We start from the raw sequence: 18,953 nt of genomic DNA, 5'->3' as shown, positions 1-18,953 counted from the left end.
GATACTCTGGGAAAGAAGTGGTACAATGGTCATTGGCATATTAGATAATTAATATCATATGATAATTAATATCTATTGCAAATATTGCAGGGCCCTTGCTTTTAAGATGCCCGTGAGTGACCAGAAAGCCGGGAAGCCCGCAAAAGCCCCAATCGAGGATAGCGATTAGGAGCGATATGGTCCGGAAGGAATCCGTTTTGAATTTCGGGGAGCCCGCCTCGTGAAAACCATCGGCAGCCGATTGATTTTCCTGTTGGCCGTCTGCCTTGCCTTCATGCTGGCCTCCACCGTATTCCATTACGAGAACGTGGTGGGCCTGAAAAACAAGCTGATCCTCATGGAGCGCTTCAACGACCTCCGGGACGACATCCTCGAGCTGCGGCGCTACGAAAAAAACGTTTTTCTGGCGGGCGACCGCGGGGACGTGGACAAGCTGACCTCTTATCTCCTGCAAACCCTAAACAACTTCAGCGAGCTTCGCGGCCAGATGAAAAACATCATGGGCGCCCCGGCGCTCGCGCAATTCCAAAACGCCCTGAAAAGCTACGAAAGCCTGGTCTACCGCGGATTGGACAGCGAAAAGCGGGGCGTCGCCGATTACGTAAATTCGCAGTTGCGCGAAAAGGGCAAGCTACTAAATGACTTCGTGGACAAATTGATCGAGACCAAGCGCCGCAGGATCGATCAGGCCATAAACACCATACTGATCATCCCCTTTGTCTTTTTCGTCCTGTTCCTCGCCGTGTTCGCCTTCCTGTTGTTCAAGGCCCGCTGGAACATTTCCAAGCCCCTGTCCATATTGCACAGCGCCACCGGCAAGGTTTCCCGGGGCGATTACAGCCAAATATATTACCCGGCCGACCGGGGCGACGAGATATCGGCCTGCATCAACGCCTTCAACAAGATGACCAAGGAGATACAGACCCGGCAGGAGCAGCTGCTGCATTCGCGCAAAATGGCCTCCATCGGCACCTTCACCTCGGGCATCGCCCATGAACTGAACAACCCCATCAACAACATATCCCTGATAACCGAGACCCTGATGGACGACGACGACTTCACCCCCGAGGAGAGGGCGAAGCTCTACAACGACCTAATGGGGCAGGCGGAGCGCGCCGCCGAGATCGTCAAGGGCCTGCTGGAGTTCTCCCGGAACGATCAGGAACACCTGGAAAAGCTCTCCCTGGACGACATCATCGACAAGACGGTCAGCCTGGTCAAAAACAAGATCAAGCTGCAACAGATCAAATACAGCAAGTCGATCAACACTCCGCTCAGGCCCGTGTGGATCGACAAGAGCCGGTTGCAGCAGGCCCTGCTGAACCTCTTGATCAACGCGATCCAGGCCATGCCGGATGGCGGCAATTTGAGCGTAATCATCGGCGCCGGGGAAAACCCCGACGAAATCAGGATCGACGTGGCCGACACCGGCCAGGGCATCCCCCAAGAGCAGATCGATTCCATATTCGACCCGTTCTTTACGACTAAAAAGGAGGGAGAGGGGACCGGGTTGGGGCTATCGGTCACCTACAGCATCATCAAAAAGCACGGCGGCCGCATCACGGTTAAAAGCAAACCCGGACAGGGCTCCATATTCTCCATTTTCTTGAGCACGAAAGAAGCGCATGAGCCAGGGCAAGATTCTGCATAAAGCCAGGGTCGCCATAATCGATGACGAAGCCATAACCCGGAGGGAAATCCAGCGGGGCCTGTCCAAGACTCTGCACACCGTCGAGACCTTTGGGGACGGCGAATCGGCCTTGAAAGCAATGGCCGCCGAGCACTATGACCTGGTCTTCTGCGACCTCAGGTTGCCGGGCATGAGCGGGCTTGACGTGGTCAGGGATATCAAAACCCACCATCCCACCACCGAAGTCATCGTGTTCACCGGTTACGGCTCCATCGACACCGCGGTGGAGGCCATCCAGGCCGGAGCGTTTCATTTTTTGGCCAAGCCGGTGAAGGTCAAGGAGCTGAGCGCCCTGGCCTTGCGCGCCCTGGAAAAGGTAGCCCTGGTTCAGGAACGGGACGACCTCAAGAAGTCCCTGGCCGCCTACTCCCGCCAGCAGTACATCATCGGGCACAGCCAGGCCATGCAGGATGTCTTGTCCGTGGTCAAGAAGGTGTGCTCGCTCAATTGCAATGTCTTGGTTCAGGGGGAGAGCGGAACCGGCAAGGAGCTGGTCGCCCGGGCCATCCACTTTCTCGGCTCCCGGCGCGAGAACCCCTTTATCGCCTTTTCCTGCGGGGGGTTTTCCGAGGAGCTCATCGCCAATGAGCTATTCGGACACGAAAAAGGAGCCTTCACCGGCGCGCTGAACACCAAGATCGGCCTGCTGGAGTCGGCCGACAAGGGCACCCTATTTCTCGACGAGATCGAGATCATGCCGGGCAGCATGCAGGTCAAACTCCTGCGTTTCATTCAGGAACGCACCTTGATTCGGGTAGGAGGCACCAAGCAGATCCCGCTCGACGTAAGGATCATCGCGGCCGGGAACAAGAACCTAAAGGCCGCCACGGACGAAAATCGCTTCCGGGAGGACCTTTACTTCCGGCTCAATGTGGTGTCCATCGAGCTGCCTCCCCTGCGGGACCGCAGGGGCGACATCCCCCTGCTCATCAACCACTTCATTAAAAAATACAACCAGCAGTTCGGGATGTCCGTTTCGGCGGTTGACCAAAAAGTTGTCGAAATATTTAATCAATACCCCTTCCCCGGCAATGTGCGCGAGCTGGAGAACATCATCGAGCGGGCCATCGCCCTTTCCGACCACAAGACCATCACCCCCAAGGACCTGCCGGACGATTTGTTCAACTTCGCCATCGAGGACATCAAGCCGGAGACCTGGCAGACCCTGCAGGACAACGAGAAGGAACACATTCGCCGCGTGCTGATCGAAACCGGCTACAACAAAAGCAAGGCGGCGGAGATCCTCAAGGTCCCTCGAACGACCCTGTGGCGCAAAATCAAACAGTACGCCCTCGACCCTTCCCCCAAATAAACCCCTCGGCCCAAGCCCCTCGGCCCCTTTTCGCCCATTCTCGCGTTCCATATTGGAACATCAAACTGTTCCAAATTGGAACGTTTTAGCTGGCTCCGCTCACGCCCCATTTTTTAACAATCTTAAATAATTGGCTATTCCATAATGGCCTCTGCCTTGCAGGGCATTGGGCAGGGCCCGGCATGGGCGCGGGCCCACCCGCAAGGTTCCCCGTGCAGCCCGGTTGGATCGAAACTGGAAACACTCAAACATCGGGATGAATCGTGGGGCAGGAAAACATTCTCATTCCATTGGCTCCGGACAGCCGGGACTTGAAGGCCCTGCAACAGGCCATATCCCTGGCCGAGAGGATCAACACCAAGATCATCGTCTTCTCGGTGGAGCCGGAGCCAGCTCAGGGAGAGGCGAAAAGCCCGGTTATCGAGGCGTGCATGGATGTGATCAACCGGGGCCGTGAGAACGATATTGAAATATCCCTCCTGGTCACCACCTCTTCCCAGGGCGAGGAGGCTGACAAGGAATTTCTGCAACTTCTGACCCGCGAACGTATCGACCTGATCATCATCAGCGACACGGAAACCGACATGGAAAAGATGATCAGAAGACTAATGCCGTTGATTCCCTGCCATGTGGTTCAGGTCAGGGAGAAGGACCATATCAGTCGCTTAACTAGCTAGGAGTAGCCGCAGCAAGGCCAGCAAAAAAAGAAGCCCTCACCCCGCGACAAGACACCTTTTTTTGGGCGCGAGCACCAAGAGCATTCCCACCTCCGGCACGGCCGGCCTCTCGACAACTCAAGCTCAAGTTGGTGACCCACTGAAAGGGTGAGCCTATGTCAATTGTCTTGATTACCGCGCCGGCGCACAGCATGGTCAGCGTCCTGGCGCAGAAAGTGGCCGAGAAAACCGGGTGGCCCCTGTACTCGCGGGCCCAGCTCGCCGAGGAGGCCCACACCCAGGGGATCAAGCTGAGCCGCCTGGAAGCCTCCATAATCAAGTCCCCCATAGTCTCGGAAAAGCTGGCCTGGGAAAAGGAAATCTACCTTTCCTTCGTCACCGACATGCTCAGCAAGAAAATCAAGGACCAAAACTTGATTTACACCGGCCGGGCGGCCCACCTGCTCTTTCCTGGTGTGAAAAACGTCCTGCGCGTGGGCGTCAACGTGCCCATGGAAACCCGGGTGGACATCGTCTCCCAACAACTGAACCTCAACCCGGGCAAGGCCCTGGACTACTTGCAATCGTTGGACGCGGACATCATGAAATGGGTGCACTACGTCCATCGCGCCGACCTGCGGGACATCTCCAACTACGACCTCCTGCTCAACCTGGAAAACCTCAGCCTGGCCAACGCATCCGCAATATTGATGCAGATGGCCGAGCTGCCGGAGTACCGCCTCACCGAAGAGAGCGTGAGCCACATGGACGACCTCCACACGGCCGCCCGGGCCACGCTTCATTTGGCCTTCAACAAAGAAACCGCCAACCTGAACCTGGGGGTAAAGGCCAGCGGCAAGGTGGTGACGGTGACCTATTTGCCGCGCCAGAAAAAGGTGGCCGAGTCGGTTTCGCGGGTATTGGGCTCCCTGGACGAGTGTCACGGCCACGTTTGCACCATGGCGGAGACCAACATCCTGTACCTGTCGGAACACTTCGACCCCAAGACCGATGACTTCGTGCAGATCACCAAGCTCGCCAAGAGGTGGGGGGCCGCCGTCGAGCTGCTCCGGCTCGTCCCGCCCAAGGAAGGCCAGCCCTTCTTCCAGGAGGCGGCAGGCCCGGAGCCTCGCCCGACCCACGGCGCCTACACTGGGGGGGTGGAAGACGACGGGCCCGAGGTGAGCAGCGACGACGGCGGCCTGGAAAACACCATCGAGGAGCTGGTGGCCATGGGGCGCTCGGCAGGCGGGGTCACCATCGCCGGGGGGCAGCACGAGGTCATAGACACCCTCCGGGACAACGACAACTACTCGCTGGTGGTCCTGGGCGACCTGTTCCTGGCCAAGGGGCCCCAGGCCAGCACCCGCCTTACCCGCGAGCTGGGGCTGGCCATCCATGAAAGGATGAAAACCCCGGTCATCAAGATCGACGAGCTCAAGTCGCAGTTCCTTTTCGGGGCCAAGCAGGCCTTCAAGCTGCTGGGCTTCACCGCGCTGGCCGTGCTCATCTACGGCCTGGTCTTCACCCACCAGGAGCCCATCATGAACTTCCTGGGCGGCGCGACCCACGATCATTGGAAGTGGGTGGCCGCCGTCTCGGTGGCCCTGTTCGTGCCCTTGGTGGCCTACACCTACGGGACCATATCCGGGCTGCTCCTTAAGCTGGTGAATATCGACTGATACCGCTGCTCCGCGAAACAGGAGGCTTTCATGGATTACCTTCTCGCAAACTTCATCCAAATAGATCTTTCCACCGCCTTGCAGGTGGTGCTGCTCGGCTTTATCGGCGGCGTGCTGAGCGGGTTCATCGGCAGCGGCGGCGCCTTCTTCATGACCCCGGGCATGATGAACCTGGGCATCAACGGCGTGGTGTCGGTGGCCAGCAACATCACCCACAAGTTCGGCAAGGCCATGGTCGGCTCCCACAAACACGGCAAGGCCGGCAACGTGGACAAGAAACTGGCCCTGTTCATGCTCATCACCGCGGTGATCGGCATCCAGGTGGCCGTGCTCATCAACAGCTTTCTTTTCAAGGAAGGCAGCGGCCACGGCGCGGCCAAGGGCGCCGGAGCCAACCTGTACATCAGCCTGGTCTTCGCGGTCATCCTCTCGGTGGTCGCGATCTCCATGATCAAGGACGTGATGGGCTCCAAGAAGGACAGCAATGGACGCGACACGGGGCCGTCCCGCAAAATCGCTGACGCCATGGCCAAGATCACCATTCCCCCGGTGATCCATTTCAAGGTGGCTGACACCAAGGTCAGCCTGTGGGTCCTGTTGCCCTGCGGCATCGCCACCGGCTACCTGGCCGGGACCATCGGGGTGGGGGGATTCATCGGGGTGCCGGCAATCATCTACGTGTTCGGGGTCCCCACCGCGGTGGCCGCGGGCACCGAGCTCTACTTGGCAATGTTCATGGGCGCCTACGGGGCCCTGAGCTACGCCTTTCAGGGCTTCGTGGACATCCGCTTGACCATGCTGTTGTACCTGGGCTCCCTGGTGGGGATCTATCTGGGGGTCTACGGGGTGAAGGTGGTCAATGAAAAATACATTCGCATGGTGACCAGCCTCATCATCCTGCTCTGCGTGGTGAGCCGGGGCATCGCCATCCCCATGTACCTGCGGCAGTTGGGGATCATGGACTTCGACCCCTCCTATGACGCCTATTTCAACCTGATCAGCAAGTTCTTCCTGTTCGCCAGCGGAATCTCCGGATGCCTGGTGATCCTGTTCAACGTCGGCCGCTCCTACATCCAGAGGAGGGGCATCCAGAAAACCCTCATGGTGGTCAATCCGGATGGATAGCCCGGTTGCGCGACGAACCATAGGGCTGAGAGTCAATCAAAGGGAGGCCGAAGATGTCTTTAAAAATACTGATCCTGGACGATGAGACCATTGTGGGAGAGCGGCTCCAGGCATCGCTGGAAAAAGACGGCCATTCGCTGGAAGCCTTCACCAGCCCCCACGAGGCCATAGATGCGCTTAATGAAAAAGTGTTCGATATCGTGGTCACCGACATCCGCATGGATGATATCGACGGCATCAAAATCTTGGAACTGGTCAGAGACAAGAGCCCGCGGACCAAGGTCATCATGATCACCGGCTACGCCACCCTGGAGGTGGCCCGGGAGTCCCTGACCAAGGGGGCCTTTGACTTCATCGCCAAGCCATTCAAGATCAAGGAGATCAGGGGCGCCATCGAAAAAGCGGCCCAGGCCCTGCAAATGGAAGATGGAGGTTGATGCCCATGCTGAAGACCGCCATCGCCGTTGACGCGGACCTGGCCTCGCGCATCGCCGTGCGTTACGCCTGCCAGCTGGGCCAATTCCTGGACCTGGACATCAGCACCATCCACGCGGCGGAGCCGGGCGAACAGGGGCAAGCCATCGCCACTGGCTGGGTCCGCCGGAAGTGGGAAGACGCCGTGGTCAGGGACACCGTGGACCAGGTGGTGCAGCTGGTCAAAGCGGAGCAGGCCGGATGCCGCATCCTGCCCTCCCCGCTTTTCCTGCCTCCCGAGCAGCCCCGGGACGAGCGCATCGCCAGGCACCTGCGCTCCAACCGTTACGCCCTTTTCGTGGAGGGGTTGCTGCACCGTTTCAAGCCGGACCACTTCACGGCCAAGATCGGCTCCCGGCTCTACCGCAACCTGCCCTGCCCGGCCATGGTGGCCCAAAACGTCCCTCCCCCCTCCAAGGGGGTGCTATGGGTCTCCCCGGGCAAGATCGCACCAAAGTCCATGGAGACCTTCCTGGGAATTTTCCCCAGCCGCTCCATCGAGCTGGCCCTGCTGAACTGCCGGTTCGGCGGCAAGCCGGCCTCACCCAGCGATATCGAGGCCGCGGTCTCCCTTTTCGAATCCTCGGGCGGAACCATAAAAGACATCTCCACCGTGGAGGGATCGCCCTCCTCCATGGCCGCGCTGGTCAGGGACCACTTTCTGATCGTCTCGGAGGTGCCGCCGGCGAACAGCCCTCTGGCCGAGCTGCTGAGCAAGAGCCCCTGCTCGCTGCTTTTCCTTCCCTAACGCCGACCCATGAGGTGGACATGAGAATTCTTGTAGCCCTAGATCAGGACACACGAAGCGCCCATACCCTTAGCCAGGTCTCCCGGCTTTTGGTCAACACCTGGGCCAATGTCACTCTCTTGGGCGTCATACCCCACAAATCCGATGAGGGCGGCGTGCCCCCGGAATTCGCCGATACCATGCATCAATACCACCGGTCAGTCTTGCAGGGGTTCTCCGCCGAGGACCTGCCCTATGCCCCGGCCGGCGGTGACTACGAAATGGTGGAGATCAGCCCCGGCCTCTTTGAAAAGTCGGGCAGCGCCGATGGCGGCATCAAGGAGCTGACGGTCCGGGTGCGGGTGGGCAACCCGGCCCAGACGATCCTGGAAGAGGCCCAGGACTGCGGCAGCGACCTGATAGTCCTGCACGGCGACATGGACAGCCAGCAGAAGATCGCCACCAACGCCGATTGCTCGGTCCTTATCGTCAAGGAGGAAAAGGATACGGGCAGAATCCTCTGCTTCCTGGAGGACGACCTGCTCAGCCAGAAGTCCCTCGAGCTGGTCACCCAGATGGCGGTCCTGTACAAGGCGGAGGTCGAAATTGCAGGCCTGACCGACAAGCACTTGGCGGAGGACAAGATCGAGAAAAAGCTGGATTGGCTGATGCACTACTTCAACCGCAAGGGGATTCAGCCCTGGATCCAGCTTGTGGCCCTGTCCTTGCTGGAGCAATTTGTCCTAAAGGAAGACCACTGGAGCCTGGTGACCATGTGGATGGGCGAGACCTCGATCTTCAAACGGCTTTTCTCGGTGAACAAGGTGGCCAAGCTTCTGGCAAGCCGCAGGTCGTCGGTCCTCCTTCTGCGCTAGGTAAGGCCCCGCGGGGGCATGGCCCCCGCGAGCCGCTTAGAACCGCCAGGAAAAGCCCAGGATCGGACCCTGCTGGGTGACATCGTACTTGAAGCCGTCGTTTTCGTAGTCCACGTACAAGTAGCGGTAGCCGAAAGTGAGGGCAAAGGTCTCAGTCAGTTGGTAGCCCAGGTTGGCGTTGAGGTCGTACATGAAGTCCGAGCCCACCCCGAAGCCACCGGTCAGCGCAAAGCCGCTTAGGAAAAACTTGGAGCCGCCAAGGGGCAGCAGGCCCTTGAGCCCCACCAGGGGATCGGTCCAGCTTTCGCTGTGCGAGAGATTGCGCGGCCTGGCCACGCCCCCCGTCAAGGAGAGATCGGTCTCCAGGGACCAGTAGCGCGCCCCGCCGAAGACGTCGAGGAAGCCGCGCTGCTTTTCCAGCAGCCGGTAGAAAAGCGACCCCGAGATCATCAAGGTCTTGGACCTGGTGTCGGCCGAGCTGAAAAACGGCCCGGGAGTCGAGTTGCTGGATTCGATATCCGTGTAGGCCACATCGGCCACGAATCCCAACCGCCCCCTTTGGACCTCTCCCAAGAGCATCAGGGCGCCGTTCAGATTGCCCAGCACGTCGTCGTAGAAATCGATGTTTATGTTCGCCGCCGGGAGGCCGGGCAGGGTCGAGGTGCTGCCCTTGAGGCCGGCCAGCCAGGCATAGGGCGCGACCTGGAACTTCCATTCATTGCCGCCGGACCCCGCGCGGGCCGGGGCCGCGCAGAAGACAAGCCCGAGCATCAGGGCCACAATCCACCACCGGCCTAGCAGCCTTTTCATGTTTCACCTCTTATTGTTCGCGCAAGCTTTGGCAACGAGTTAGTTGAGCAGCTCTATCTCGCCGGGACGCCAGGAATGATCGAACCAGCCACACAGCGGCCCGTAGAAGCGCAGGATGACGTTGCAGCCCTTGCCCAGGGGCGGCTTGGGCCCGAAGTAGATGTCATAGGACCCGTCGGCATTGGGCTTCACGCCGCCGTAGCTGGTGATGCTGGTATACCGTTGGCCAGAAACTTCACCTTGCAACTCCCTCCCGGTGTCCAGGCCTTTTCTTGGCGGCCGGAAGATGCTCCAGTAGACGCCGAGTAACCTGAGCAGCAGGCCGCCGAGGTACGATGCCATGACTGCCGGCATTTCGAACGGGGACATGGCGACCGGAATAACGCCCTGGGCCTATGTCAGGGGCAGTCCTGGGACGGGCACAACGGGCAGTGGCCCAAAGCCGAGCACCTTTGTTCAGGCTATACGCACTCGAAACAAAGCTCCTAACCGGGCCCATTTATCATTCCGCTTCCCCCTGTCTCACGGACCGATTAATCTCTCAGAATCGCCTAGGTCGCACGGGCCCATACTTGGGGTAGGGGGCGGACCGTTCGCCCCTTCCTGCGGCGTTATTCGCCTGTCTGGTGGGGTTGAGTTTAGGTTGCAAGTCCTCTATCTAACCTCATCGTGGCCACCGAACTGCAACTTGTAGCCGATTAACTTAAACGATATCGCTTTGCGATTATTTAAAGATTTTACAAGCGTCAACGTCGGATGTTTCTCTCGAAACCAACTCTATTCAACGATTTCCTTGCTGTAGCTTGACGCTCATTTTGAAAAAATTACTTTTGGCTCGCCCGACTCCAGGCGCAGAAGGCGGGCATCTATGTCGGCCAGCAATTTATCGTAAACGTCTTGCCCGATGATGCCTTGCTGAAATGAATCAATCACATGGTTCTTTTCAGTCAAAAGCAGATGGCGGTGCGCCCACTTGAACTCATCGGCCTCAATGGCCTCGTGGTCCAGGTCCAACTCACCGATCTGGACTTGCTCCTCCTCCATCCGTTTTTGATATTCCTCTCTTAGGCAATCCCGCACCTCTTCCTGGAGGAAATGCACATGGGACATGCGGTCCAGTTCCTCTAGGGCTGCGCTGGCCGCCTGCAACTTTCCGCGGGTAAATTCATAGGCCGCGCGATGCTCGCGCCCCTGCACGATGCCCAGCCAGCGCAGCAGGGGAGAGACCGTGGTGCCATTGACCATAATAGATATCAACACCACCCCAAAGGTCATGGTGACCAAAAGGTCTCTGTGGGGAAAGTCCAGTGGCAAGCTGAGCACCAGCACCATGGGCAGAGCGCCCCGCAACCCGCCCCAGGTAAGGACCACACTCCAGGACCAAGGCAGCCTTTCCCGCGTCTTGGCCAGCAGGCCCGATACCGCGAATATAATCAGCCCACGTCCCATGGTTACGGCCAGATAGGCCACCAAGATCACCTTCCAGGAGCTGAACAGGGCATCCAGGTTCAATTCCAGGCCTATGAGCAGGAATACGATAGAGTTCAGGGCAAAGGCCACGTATTCCCAAAAGGCCTCCACCGCGACTCTGGTGGAAGGGGTCATGCCCACTCGCGCGCCGTAATTGCCGCAAAGCACCCCGGCCACCACCACCGCAATTACGCCGGAGTAGTGAAAGTGCTCTGCAATGGCGAAGGAGCCGTAGGCCGCGACCGTGGTCAAGGTAATTTCGATCATGGCGTCGTCAATGTGTTTGAGGATTTGCGAGACCGCCAGGCCCGCCGCCGCTCCGATCAGCCCGCCGAAGATGACTATCTGGAAAAAATTAGAGGCCAGCTGCCCCGCCGTGATGCTGGCGCCCGACACCAGGGAAATGCTCAGGGTAAAACAAACGATGGCCGTGCCGTCATTGAACAGGCTCTCGCTGTCCAGCAGCATGGACAAACGCCGGGGCGCCCCGAGGCTTCGGAAAACCGACACCACGGCAATGGGGTCGGTGGCCGCGATGAGGGCGCCGAACACCAAGGCATACTGCCATATGAAGTCCTGCTCCAAATGCAGGGTGTTGACCACGGGGACCAGGATGATCGTGGTCAAGGCCACGGCCGCGGCCACCCCCGGTACGGCCAGGGAAACCACGGCCGAGCGGTTGCGCCAAAACTCACGAAACTCTATGTGGAATGCGGCTTCGAACAGCAAACCCGGCAGGAATACCGAAAAGAGCAGCTCCTTGGTCAGATGAGGAGGCGTAAAAAAGTTGAATATGCCCAGGAGCAGGCCGCCCAGGACCAGAGCCACGGTATAGGGCAGGTGCAACTGGCGCACCGCGACAGCCACCCCGGCCGCCACCGAAAATAACAGGATCAGTACCGTCTCAACATTCAAAACCCTACACTCCGATCAATGCCGTGACTGACTAAATCCCTCCCGTGTCCACCTTGGGGGCTAAGCAGCGATGCGCCCAATCACCCGCCGCAGCCGTTCCGAGACTTCCTGAGCCACCTGATCCAGCTCCGGAATATCCATCACCCCCAGTGCCGCGACCGGGTTAAGGGCAGCCACCTGGATGCCCCCCTGATCGTCCTGATAAACAATGAGATTGCAGGGCAGAAGCAGGCCGACCTCCAGATCGGCCTGCAAGGCCCTCAGCGCAAAGGGTGGGTTGCAGGCGCCAAGGATGATGTATTTTCGGAAATCCTGATCCAGTTTTTTCTTGAGAGCGGCCTGAATGTCTATCTCGGTCAGGACGCCAAAGCCCTCTTCTCCGAGGGCATCCTTGGCCATTTGCAGCGCCTCATCAAAAGAGGCCTGCACGCTGGCGCGGAAGGCTAGCTTTTTCAGGTTTTCCATGTTTCCTCCTAAATTCACCCCGTCAAATAGGCCTTGAACCTATTCTAGCAGCCTTGCCGAATCGGATTCGGCGGACACTGGGCGTCTTGTTTGGCTACGTCTCTGCGAGCCGGTGCCGGGATATATCTTTGATTTGCCGGGCATTAGAGGCCAAACTGCCATCTATCCGACAAGAATAGTAGTATTTCAGTACAAGATTTATGACAATTCGTATTGGTTGGGAATTCCTACCCGCGCATAATTGAAACTAGGCAGACGCCATCCCCACCAGTTTTTTCTCTCCGACCTAGTTAAACGGTTTCTGCTCTTCATTCTCACTCATTCGGGAGGAACCCTTGAACTCTCGCGGCATCCTTTTCGCCCTTGTGCTGGCCCTAGTGCTCATAGTCGGAGGCGCCGGCCTATACGCCATGATGGGCAGCATGGCCGGTCCCCCGGTCCAGCGCGCGCTGATGGCGGGCGGCTCGCCGGGGGAAAGCCTCAAGGCCTCGGCGGTGGTCTTTGCCCCGCCCCGGCCCCAGGACGCCCCGGCCGACATCCGGGAGGGGGTCATGCTGGGCTACAACATCCTCATGGACACCCAGACCTACGCCAAAGAGTACGTGGGCAACCAGCTCAACTGCCGCAACTGCCACTTCAACGCCGGGCGGGAGCGCAACACCCTGTCCCTGGTGGGGGTGGCGGCCAAGTACCCCAAGTACCGCAAGCGCCGCAAATACGTCACCGACTTGGTGACCCGCACCCAGGGCTGCTTCCAGCGCAGCATGAACGGGAAGACCCTGCCGCCCGAAGGCAGGCACATGCAGGCCATCATGGCCTACTACCACTGGATCTCCAAGGGGCTGCCCATCTACGCCGACATCCCCTGGCTGGGCCTGAAGAAGCTCAAGAGCGACCACAAGCCGGACAAAGCCCAGGGCCAGGCCGTCTTCGCCCAGGTCTGCTCCCGCTGCCACGGGGACGGCGGCCAGGGCACCCCGATCGCCCCGCCCCTGTGGGGCCCCCAGTCTTTCAACGACGGAGCCGGCATGCACAAGATGAAGAACTTCTCGGCCTTCACCCATCATTTCATGCCTAAGAACAACCCCACCCTGAGCGTGGCCCAGGCCCTGGACGTGGCCGCCTATGCCACCAGCCAGCCGCGCCCACACTTCGAGGCGGGGAAGTAGGCCGTGCTGTTCCCAACCTTCTACATGCCTGCTTTGGGGCAAGGCATGAGCATCGCACTGGTGGCGGTGGTGCATGTGCTGATCAGCCACGGATTCGCCATAGGCCTGTTGACTCTCATCGTGCTCATGGAGCAGCTGGCCCTGCGCAGGGGCGACGGCGAGCTGGAGGATCTAGCCAAGCATCTGCTCAAGCCGGCGGTGATCATCATCACCGCGGTGGGCGCGGTGACCGGGGCAGGCATCTGGTTCACGGTGAGCGTGCTGGCCCCTCAGGGCATCGGCTCCATGCTGCGGGTATTTTTCTGGCCCTGGTTCATCGAATGGATCGCCTTCACCCTGGAGGTCCTGGTGCTGCTGCCCTACTATTTTTTGTGGGAGCGCATGCGCGCCAGGCGGGCCGGACTGCACGTGGCCTTGGGCTGGTCCTACGTGGCCATCGCCTTCTGCTCGGCCTTCCTCATCTCCGGCATCCTGGGCTTCATGCTCACCCCGGACGGCTGGGTGCAGAACCAGCGCCTGGTATCGGCCTTTTTCAACCCCACCTTCTGGCCCCAGCTGGCCCTGCGTTTCCTGGGAGGACTGGCCCTGGGCGGGCTGTTTTGCCTGGGCATGGTGCTTTTCAGCCGCAAGCCCGGCGCCGAGCTGCGCCGGCGGGTGATGCGCCTGCTGGGCGGCTGGATATTGGCCGGAGGCGCCCTGGCCGCGCTGGCGGGCTGGCTTTATTTCAGCGCGGTGCCTCGCACCTATTCGGTGCACAAGGTTTTCGCGGTGCTCACCTCGCACCTGTCTCAGGAAGGCTGGCTGCTCTGGCTGGGCAACCTGCTTGCCGTGGTGATTATCGCCGGCGCGGCGGCGGCCGCCCTTTTCCGCCTGCGGCTGGCCGCCCGCCTCTTGATAATCCCGGCCATGATCCTGGCGGTGGGCCTGGTCATAGAGTTCGAGCGGGCCCGCGAGTTCATTAGGGGCCCCTACCTCATGCCAGGCTACATGTACGCCAGCCAGGTCCCCCTGACCCGCGCGGAGCAGGTCCGCCGCCAGGGCATGCTCTCCCAGGCCGCCTGGTACGCGGCCCAACCGCCGGGCCTGGAGCCGCGCGCCCCGGCCGGGCACGCCCTGTTCATGGCCAACTGCGGGGTGTGCCACAGCATCGGAGGCCTCAACGACATCCGCGACCGCCTGGCTGGGCGCACCCAGCCCTCGGTTGGGGTAATTGTGCGCCGCACCGAGCAGATGGTGCCCTTCATGCCCGCCTTCGCGGGCACCCCGGACGAGGCGCTGACCATGGCCGCCTACCTCTACGAGCTGTCCGGCTCGCGCCGCTCCATGGAAGCGGTGCCGCCCATCGGCCGGAAGGCGGGGCGGCATGAATAACCTGCACGACCTTCTTTTGGCCAAGCCCTTTGGCGATGGGGCAATGGAGCTGCTCCTGTTCGGCTCCTTTGCCTTGCACCTGTTGTTCGTGCTCCTGATGCTGGGCACGGCCATGATCGCGGTGTTCTTCTTCGCCCATTCCTGGCTGACCGGCTACCGCTTCGAGTTGCGCTGGGACAAGCGGGTGCTGCGCATCCACCTGGCCCTGAAAAGCCTGGCCGTGGTGCTGGGGGTGGCGCCACTGCTGATCATCCAGGTGCTCTGGAGCGTACCCTTCCTCACCGCCGCCGCGCTGTTGGCCCCCTACTGGCTGGGCCTGCTGGTGTTGATGATCACCGCCTTCCTCTCCCTGGACACCATTGGCCACAAGATCGAGGTGCGCCCGGTCAGGCACCTTATTTTCGGGGTGCTGGGCCTGGCTGCCCTCATGGCCGTGCCGGCGGTGTTCACCGCGGTGCTCACCCTAATGGAGAATCCGGACAAGTGGGCCCGGGTGGCCGCCCGGGGCTTGGCCGAGGAACCGGTCCTGGTGTTCCACTGGCTCATGCGCTACCTGCATATTCTGGGCGCGGCCGCCCTGTTCGGCGGGGCCTTTCACTTCTTCTTTTCCACCAAGGGCGCCGAGGATCGTCACTATCACCTTTCCCATTGGATGGTGGTGGCGGTGCTGTTCCAGGTGGTGGTGGGGGTGCTGCTGCTGGGCAGTCTGCTGGACCGGCTGACCCCGGCCATCATCGCGGCGGTGAGCGTGGGGGTGGCCGCGGCCATGGTCTTGGTGGGCCTGGCCTTTTACCGCGGCTCCGAGGCCCGGGAGGGGCGCATGAAGATCGCCCTGGTGCTCTTGCCCATCATCCTGGTTTCCATGCTGTTGGCCAGGCAGTTTTTGCAACACCAGGCCGTGGCCCCGGTGCAGGCCACCCTGGAGGCGCGGGCCCAGACCCAGCGCGCCCTGCTGGCCCCCTGGAAGGCCTCGGCCCTGCAAGGCTTCCAGGCCCACCTGGCCACGGTCTACGACGACGGCGAGACCATCTACGCCAACTCCTGCGCCTTTTGCCACGGCGACGGCGGCGGGGGCGACGGCCCCGAGGCCGCGTCCCTGATCATTCCCCCCGAGCGCATCAACGCGGTGCGCGCCCAACGGTCCTATCTGTACCAAGTGGTGGCCAGGGGCATCCCCGGCTCGGGCATGCCCTACTTCACCGTTTTCGACCGGGCCAAGCTGGAGCGGCTGTTGGATTACATGAACCGGCAATTCGGGATGGTTTCGCCGCCTCCCGCCCAAACGCACGCCAGCGACCCGGCCGCGGCGGCCCGAGTCTTTGCCGGCACCTGCGCCACCTGCCACGGCACCAACGGCAAGGGGAGCGCCTTTGGCCGGGGCTTGCGCCCGGCACCGCCCGACCTGACCCGCTATGGCCTGACTCCCGAAAGGGCCTTTGCGGTGATCAGCAACGGCTACGACGGCACCGTGATGCAACCCTTTGCCCAGTTGCCGGAGGCCACCCGCTGGGGCCTGGTGAGCCTGGTGCAAAAGCTGCGGCGGCCTGGGTCCGGCCCGGATTGATGAGAGAAGTTCGATTCAGTTTGCCTGCCATTGGATATTCAACCTCGTCTCCAAGGGAGGAGATCATGAAGCACTTGTTTTTCATCCTGGCCCTGGCCGCGGGCCTGTGCCTGCTGATGGCCGGGACCGCCCTGGCCGCAAGGCCCTGGGAGCATCCTGTGATCAAGGCGGCCGGCGAGATCGTGTCTTTGCCCAAGGCCGAGGTGCAGCCCGACCCCGCCCTCAGCTACAAGATCGTGTTCGACATAACCAAGGGCAAGGCGGAAAAGGGCAAGCTGATTCCCGGTCTGGCCAAGGTGGCCCGCCTGATCAACGTTTTCGCCTCGGCCGGGGTGAAGCCCGACAAGCTGCACTTGGTGCTGGTGATGCACGGCCCGGCCACCGAGGCGGCGCTGGCCCCCGCGGCCTATGAAAAGAAGCACGGCTTTGCCAACCCCAGCTTGGCGCTGCTTGATCAGCTCAAGCAGGCGGGGGTCAAACTGTATGTATGCGGCCAGGGGCTCAAGGAGCACGACATCGCCCACCGGGACGTGAACCCCCAGATAGAGATCGCCCTTTCGGCCCTTACCGTGCTGCCCACCTACCAGCTCCGGGGCTATGCCTTCTTGCCCTTCTAGCCGCTGCGGCCGTCCGGCCGTTATGGCGGCTTCGGGCGGCGGATGAGCCGAGGGGGAGTAAATGACCCATAGGGGAGGAGATGACCCAAGATGAATCGATTGAGGAAAACCTGTTTGGTGCTGCTGGCCGTGGCCTTGACCGCCCTATTGGCCGGCCAGGTGATGTCCGCCACCGGCGCTGACGATCAGATGTTGCTGCGCCAGGCCAAAGCGGTCTTCGGCACACTGCCGGACAAGATGCCCGGAGCGGATACCGACACTCCGGAGATGGCCGCCCTGGGCAAGCGGCTGTATTTCGAAACCGAACTGTCCCTGAACCGTAGCGAGAGTTGCAACACCTGTCACCGTTTGGATCAGAGCAAGGGCGGGGTTGACTATCTGCCCACCTCCAAGGGGGCCATGGGTCACTTCGGGCCGCGCAACGCCCCCAGCACCCTAAACGCCGGTTTCCAAATCGCTCAGTTCTGGGACGGCAGAGCCCCCACCCTGGAGGCCCAGGCCACCGGCCCCATGCTCAACCCCATGGAGATGGGCATGCCCGACGTGGTGGAGGCCATGGCACGCCTCAAAAAGATGAAGGGCTACCGCGAGGCCTTTGCCAAGGCCTTCCCCAAGGACAAGGAGCCCGTGAACGCCAAGAACTTCGCCCACGCGGTGGCGGCCTTTGAGCGCACCCTGATCACCAAAAGCAATTTCGACCGCTTCCTGGCCGGGGACGCCTCGGCCCTCTCGGCCAAGCAGAAAAAGGGCTTGCGGCTGTTCATGAATCAAGGCTGCGTGCGCTGCCACGAGGGGCCGGTGTTGGGCGGCATGCTCTTCCAGAAGATTGGGGTTTACCATCCCTACTTCGACCAAAATGACCTGGGCCGCTACAGCGTCACCAAAAACCCGGCGGACCGCTACGTCTTCAAGGTACCGGTGCTCAGGAACGTGGCCATCACGGGGCCCTATTTCCACGACGGGAGAGTGGGGACCATCGGCGAGGCGGTGGACCTGATGGCTTGGCTGCAACTGGATCAGCAATGGCAGCGGAGCGATATCCACGCCGTGCTTCTATTCCTGAACAGCCTCACCGCCCCGGCCCGCTACCAGGCTCCGCCGGTGAAGGTGGCCTTGGCCGGCAGCTGGTGGAAACCCCGCGACCCCAACCATCTGCCCCAGGGCCCCGAGGGCGAGCAGGTGCGCCGTGGCTTTGAGCTGCTCAATCGCACCAACCTTCATCTGGGCTCGGGACAGCCCCACCTTGACAAACGCTACTCGGGCAACACCCTGGACTGCGCCAACTGTCACTTGAACATGGGGACGCAGCGTTTCGGCAACCCCTGGGTGGGAGTCACCAAGCGCTATCCCAGCTACCGCGCCCGCAAGGGCGGCATGGGCGACATACAGGACCGGATCGACGGGTGCTTCCAGCGCAGCATGAACGGCCGGCCCCTGCCCAAGGACAGCCCGGAAATGAAGGCCATGGTGGCCTATCTGACCTGGCTGAGCGAAGGCGCACCCAAGAAGATGTTGGGCAAGGGCACGCCCAAGCTGAAGTTCCCCGACCGCAAGGCCAACCTGGCCGCGGGCAAGGAAACCTACGCCACCTATTGCCTGACCTGCCACGGTGTTCAGGGGATGGGCTATCAGGGCCTGTACACCTACCAGCCCAAGTACGTGGTGCCACCCCTGGCCGGGCCGGGCGCCTACAACAACGGCGCGGGTATGAACCGCCTGAGGACCGCGGCGGCTTTCATCCGGGCCAACATGCCCCTGGGAGCCACTTACCAGCATCCGGTGCTCACCACCGGCCAGGCCTATGACATCGCCGCCTACTTCAACAGCCTGCCCCGGCCCCTCATGAGCCCGGCCAAGCTGAGCACGGACTACCCCGACAAGAAGCAGAAACCGGTGGATTCGCCCTATCCTCCCTGGGATGACGGATTCTCGGCCGAACAGCATCGTTTGGGGCCCTTCCAGCCCATCATCAAGGCCCATGACAAGAGCAAGGCCAAGTAAGTGAACCAAGCAGCGGCGGTCCCGGCCCCA

17 protein-coding genes are annotated in these 18,953 nt (G+C 61.0%); 13 read left to right on the top strand and 4 right to left on the bottom strand.

From position 1 onward, the window contains the following. Nucleotides 1-220: 220 nt before the first annotated feature. The 8 genes from KQH53_05120 to KQH53_05085 all read left to right on the top strand — a co-directional run bounded on the left by KQH53_05120 (nt 221) and on the right by KQH53_05085 (nt 8,541). Nucleotides 221-1,651: a HAMP domain-containing histidine kinase gene (locus KQH53_05120; GenBank protein MCB2226040.1), complete on the top strand. Its 1,431-nt coding sequence runs from the start codon at nt 221-223 to the stop codon at nt 1,649-1,651. Beyond that, the gene (locus KQH53_05115) at nt 1,626-3,002 is read left to right on the top strand and encodes a sigma-54 dependent transcriptional regulator (GenBank protein MCB2226039.1); all 1,377 of its coding nucleotides are present in this window, start codon (nt 1,626-1,628) and stop codon (nt 3,000-3,002) included. The genes KQH53_05120 and KQH53_05115 overlap by 26 nt, the downstream gene beginning before the upstream one ends. A 263-nt stretch (nt 3,003-3,265) precedes the next feature. Next, entirely contained in the window at nt 3,266-3,679 is a 414-nt protein-coding gene (locus KQH53_05110) for a hypothetical protein (GenBank protein MCB2226038.1), read from the top strand. 191 nt (nt 3,680-3,870) lie between these two features. Continuing rightward, entirely contained in the window at nt 3,871-5,340 is a 1,470-nt protein-coding gene (locus KQH53_05105) for a cytidylate kinase-like family protein (protein ID MCB2226037.1), read from the top strand. A gap of 30 nt (nt 5,341-5,370) precedes the next feature. Continuing rightward, the gene (locus KQH53_05100) at nt 5,371-6,465 is read left to right on the top strand and encodes a sulfite exporter TauE/SafE family protein (GenBank protein MCB2226036.1); all 1,095 of its coding nucleotides are present in this window, start codon (nt 5,371-5,373) and stop codon (nt 6,463-6,465) included. Nucleotides 6,466-6,518: 53 nt separating this feature from the next. Continuing rightward, entirely contained in the window at nt 6,519-6,902 is a 384-nt protein-coding gene (locus tag KQH53_05095; protein MCB2226035.1) for a response regulator, read from the top strand. A 5-nt stretch (nt 6,903-6,907) separates the two neighbouring features. Beyond that, nucleotides 6,908-7,687 carry a hypothetical protein gene (locus tag KQH53_05090; GenBank protein MCB2226034.1) on the top strand — a complete coding sequence of 260 codons (780 nt, stop codon included), beginning with the start codon at nt 6,908-6,910 and terminating at the stop codon, nt 7,685-7,687. Nucleotides 7,688-7,707: 20 nt separating this feature from the next. Further along, complete coding sequence (locus KQH53_05085; GenBank protein MCB2226033.1) at nt 7,708-8,541, top strand: universal stress protein; 834 nt, start codon at nt 7,708-7,710, stop codon at nt 8,539-8,541. Between the two features lie 36 nt (nt 8,542-8,577). On the opposite strand, the gene KQH53_05080 is transcribed toward KQH53_05085, so the two are convergent. From KQH53_05080 to KQH53_05065, 4 genes are all read right to left on the bottom strand, one after another. After that, complete coding sequence (locus tag KQH53_05080; GenBank protein ID MCB2226032.1) at nt 8,578-9,351, bottom strand: hypothetical protein; 774 nt, start codon at nt 9,349-9,351, stop codon at nt 8,578-8,580. Between the two features lie 39 nt (nt 9,352-9,390). Next, entirely contained in the window at nt 9,391-9,693 is a 303-nt protein-coding gene (locus KQH53_05075) for a hypothetical protein (protein MCB2226031.1), read from the bottom strand. 468 nt (nt 9,694-10,161) lie between these two features. Next, entirely contained in the window at nt 10,162-11,736 is a 1,575-nt protein-coding gene (locus KQH53_05070) for a Na+/H+ antiporter (protein MCB2226030.1), read from the bottom strand. 60 nt (nt 11,737-11,796) lie between these two features. Next, the gene (locus KQH53_05065) at nt 11,797-12,201 is read right to left on the bottom strand and encodes a DUF302 domain-containing protein (protein ID MCB2226029.1); all 405 of its coding nucleotides are present in this window, start codon (nt 12,199-12,201) and stop codon (nt 11,797-11,799) included. A 335-nt stretch (nt 12,202-12,536) separates the two neighbouring features. Here KQH53_05065 and KQH53_05060 point away from each other — a divergent pair, with 335 nt between their 5' ends. The 5 genes from KQH53_05060 (at nt 12,537) to KQH53_05040 (ending at nt 18,923) form a co-directional block, all read left to right on the top strand. Continuing rightward, nucleotides 12,537-13,370 (top strand): c-type cytochrome, encoded by an 834-nt coding sequence (locus KQH53_05060; protein ID MCB2226028.1) that lies wholly within the window; start codon nt 12,537-12,539, stop codon nt 13,368-13,370. A gap of 45 nt (nt 13,371-13,415) precedes the next feature. Further along, complete coding sequence (locus tag KQH53_05055) at nt 13,416-14,741, top strand: cytochrome ubiquinol oxidase subunit I (protein MCB2226027.1); 1,326 nt, start codon at nt 13,416-13,418, stop codon at nt 14,739-14,741. Then, the gene (locus tag KQH53_05050) at nt 14,734-16,305 is read left to right on the top strand and encodes a cytochrome c (GenBank protein ID MCB2226026.1); all 1,572 of its coding nucleotides are present in this window, start codon (nt 14,734-14,736) and stop codon (nt 16,303-16,305) included. Before KQH53_05055 ends, KQH53_05050 begins: the two co-directional genes overlap by 8 nt. Before the next feature lie 65 nt (nt 16,306-16,370). Then, a complete protein-coding gene (locus KQH53_05045; GenBank protein MCB2226025.1) occupies nt 16,371-16,922 on the top strand; it encodes a DsrE family protein in 552 nt (183 codons plus the stop codon). Nucleotides 16,923-17,012: 90 nt separating this feature from the next. Further along, nucleotides 17,013-18,923, top strand: a complete 1,911-nt coding sequence (locus tag KQH53_05040) for a c-type cytochrome (protein MCB2226024.1) — start codon at nt 17,013-17,015, stop codon at nt 18,921-18,923. Nucleotides 18,924-18,953: the final 30 nt, after the last annotated feature.

The sequence above is a fragment of the Desulfarculaceae bacterium genome (genome assembly GCA_020444545.1).
GTDB lineage: Bacteria > Desulfobacterota > Desulfarculia > Desulfarculales > Desulfarculaceae > Desulfoferula.
The sequence above is the reverse complement of the archived record's forward strand: the minus strand, read 5'-3'. Positions and strand labels throughout refer to the sequence as shown.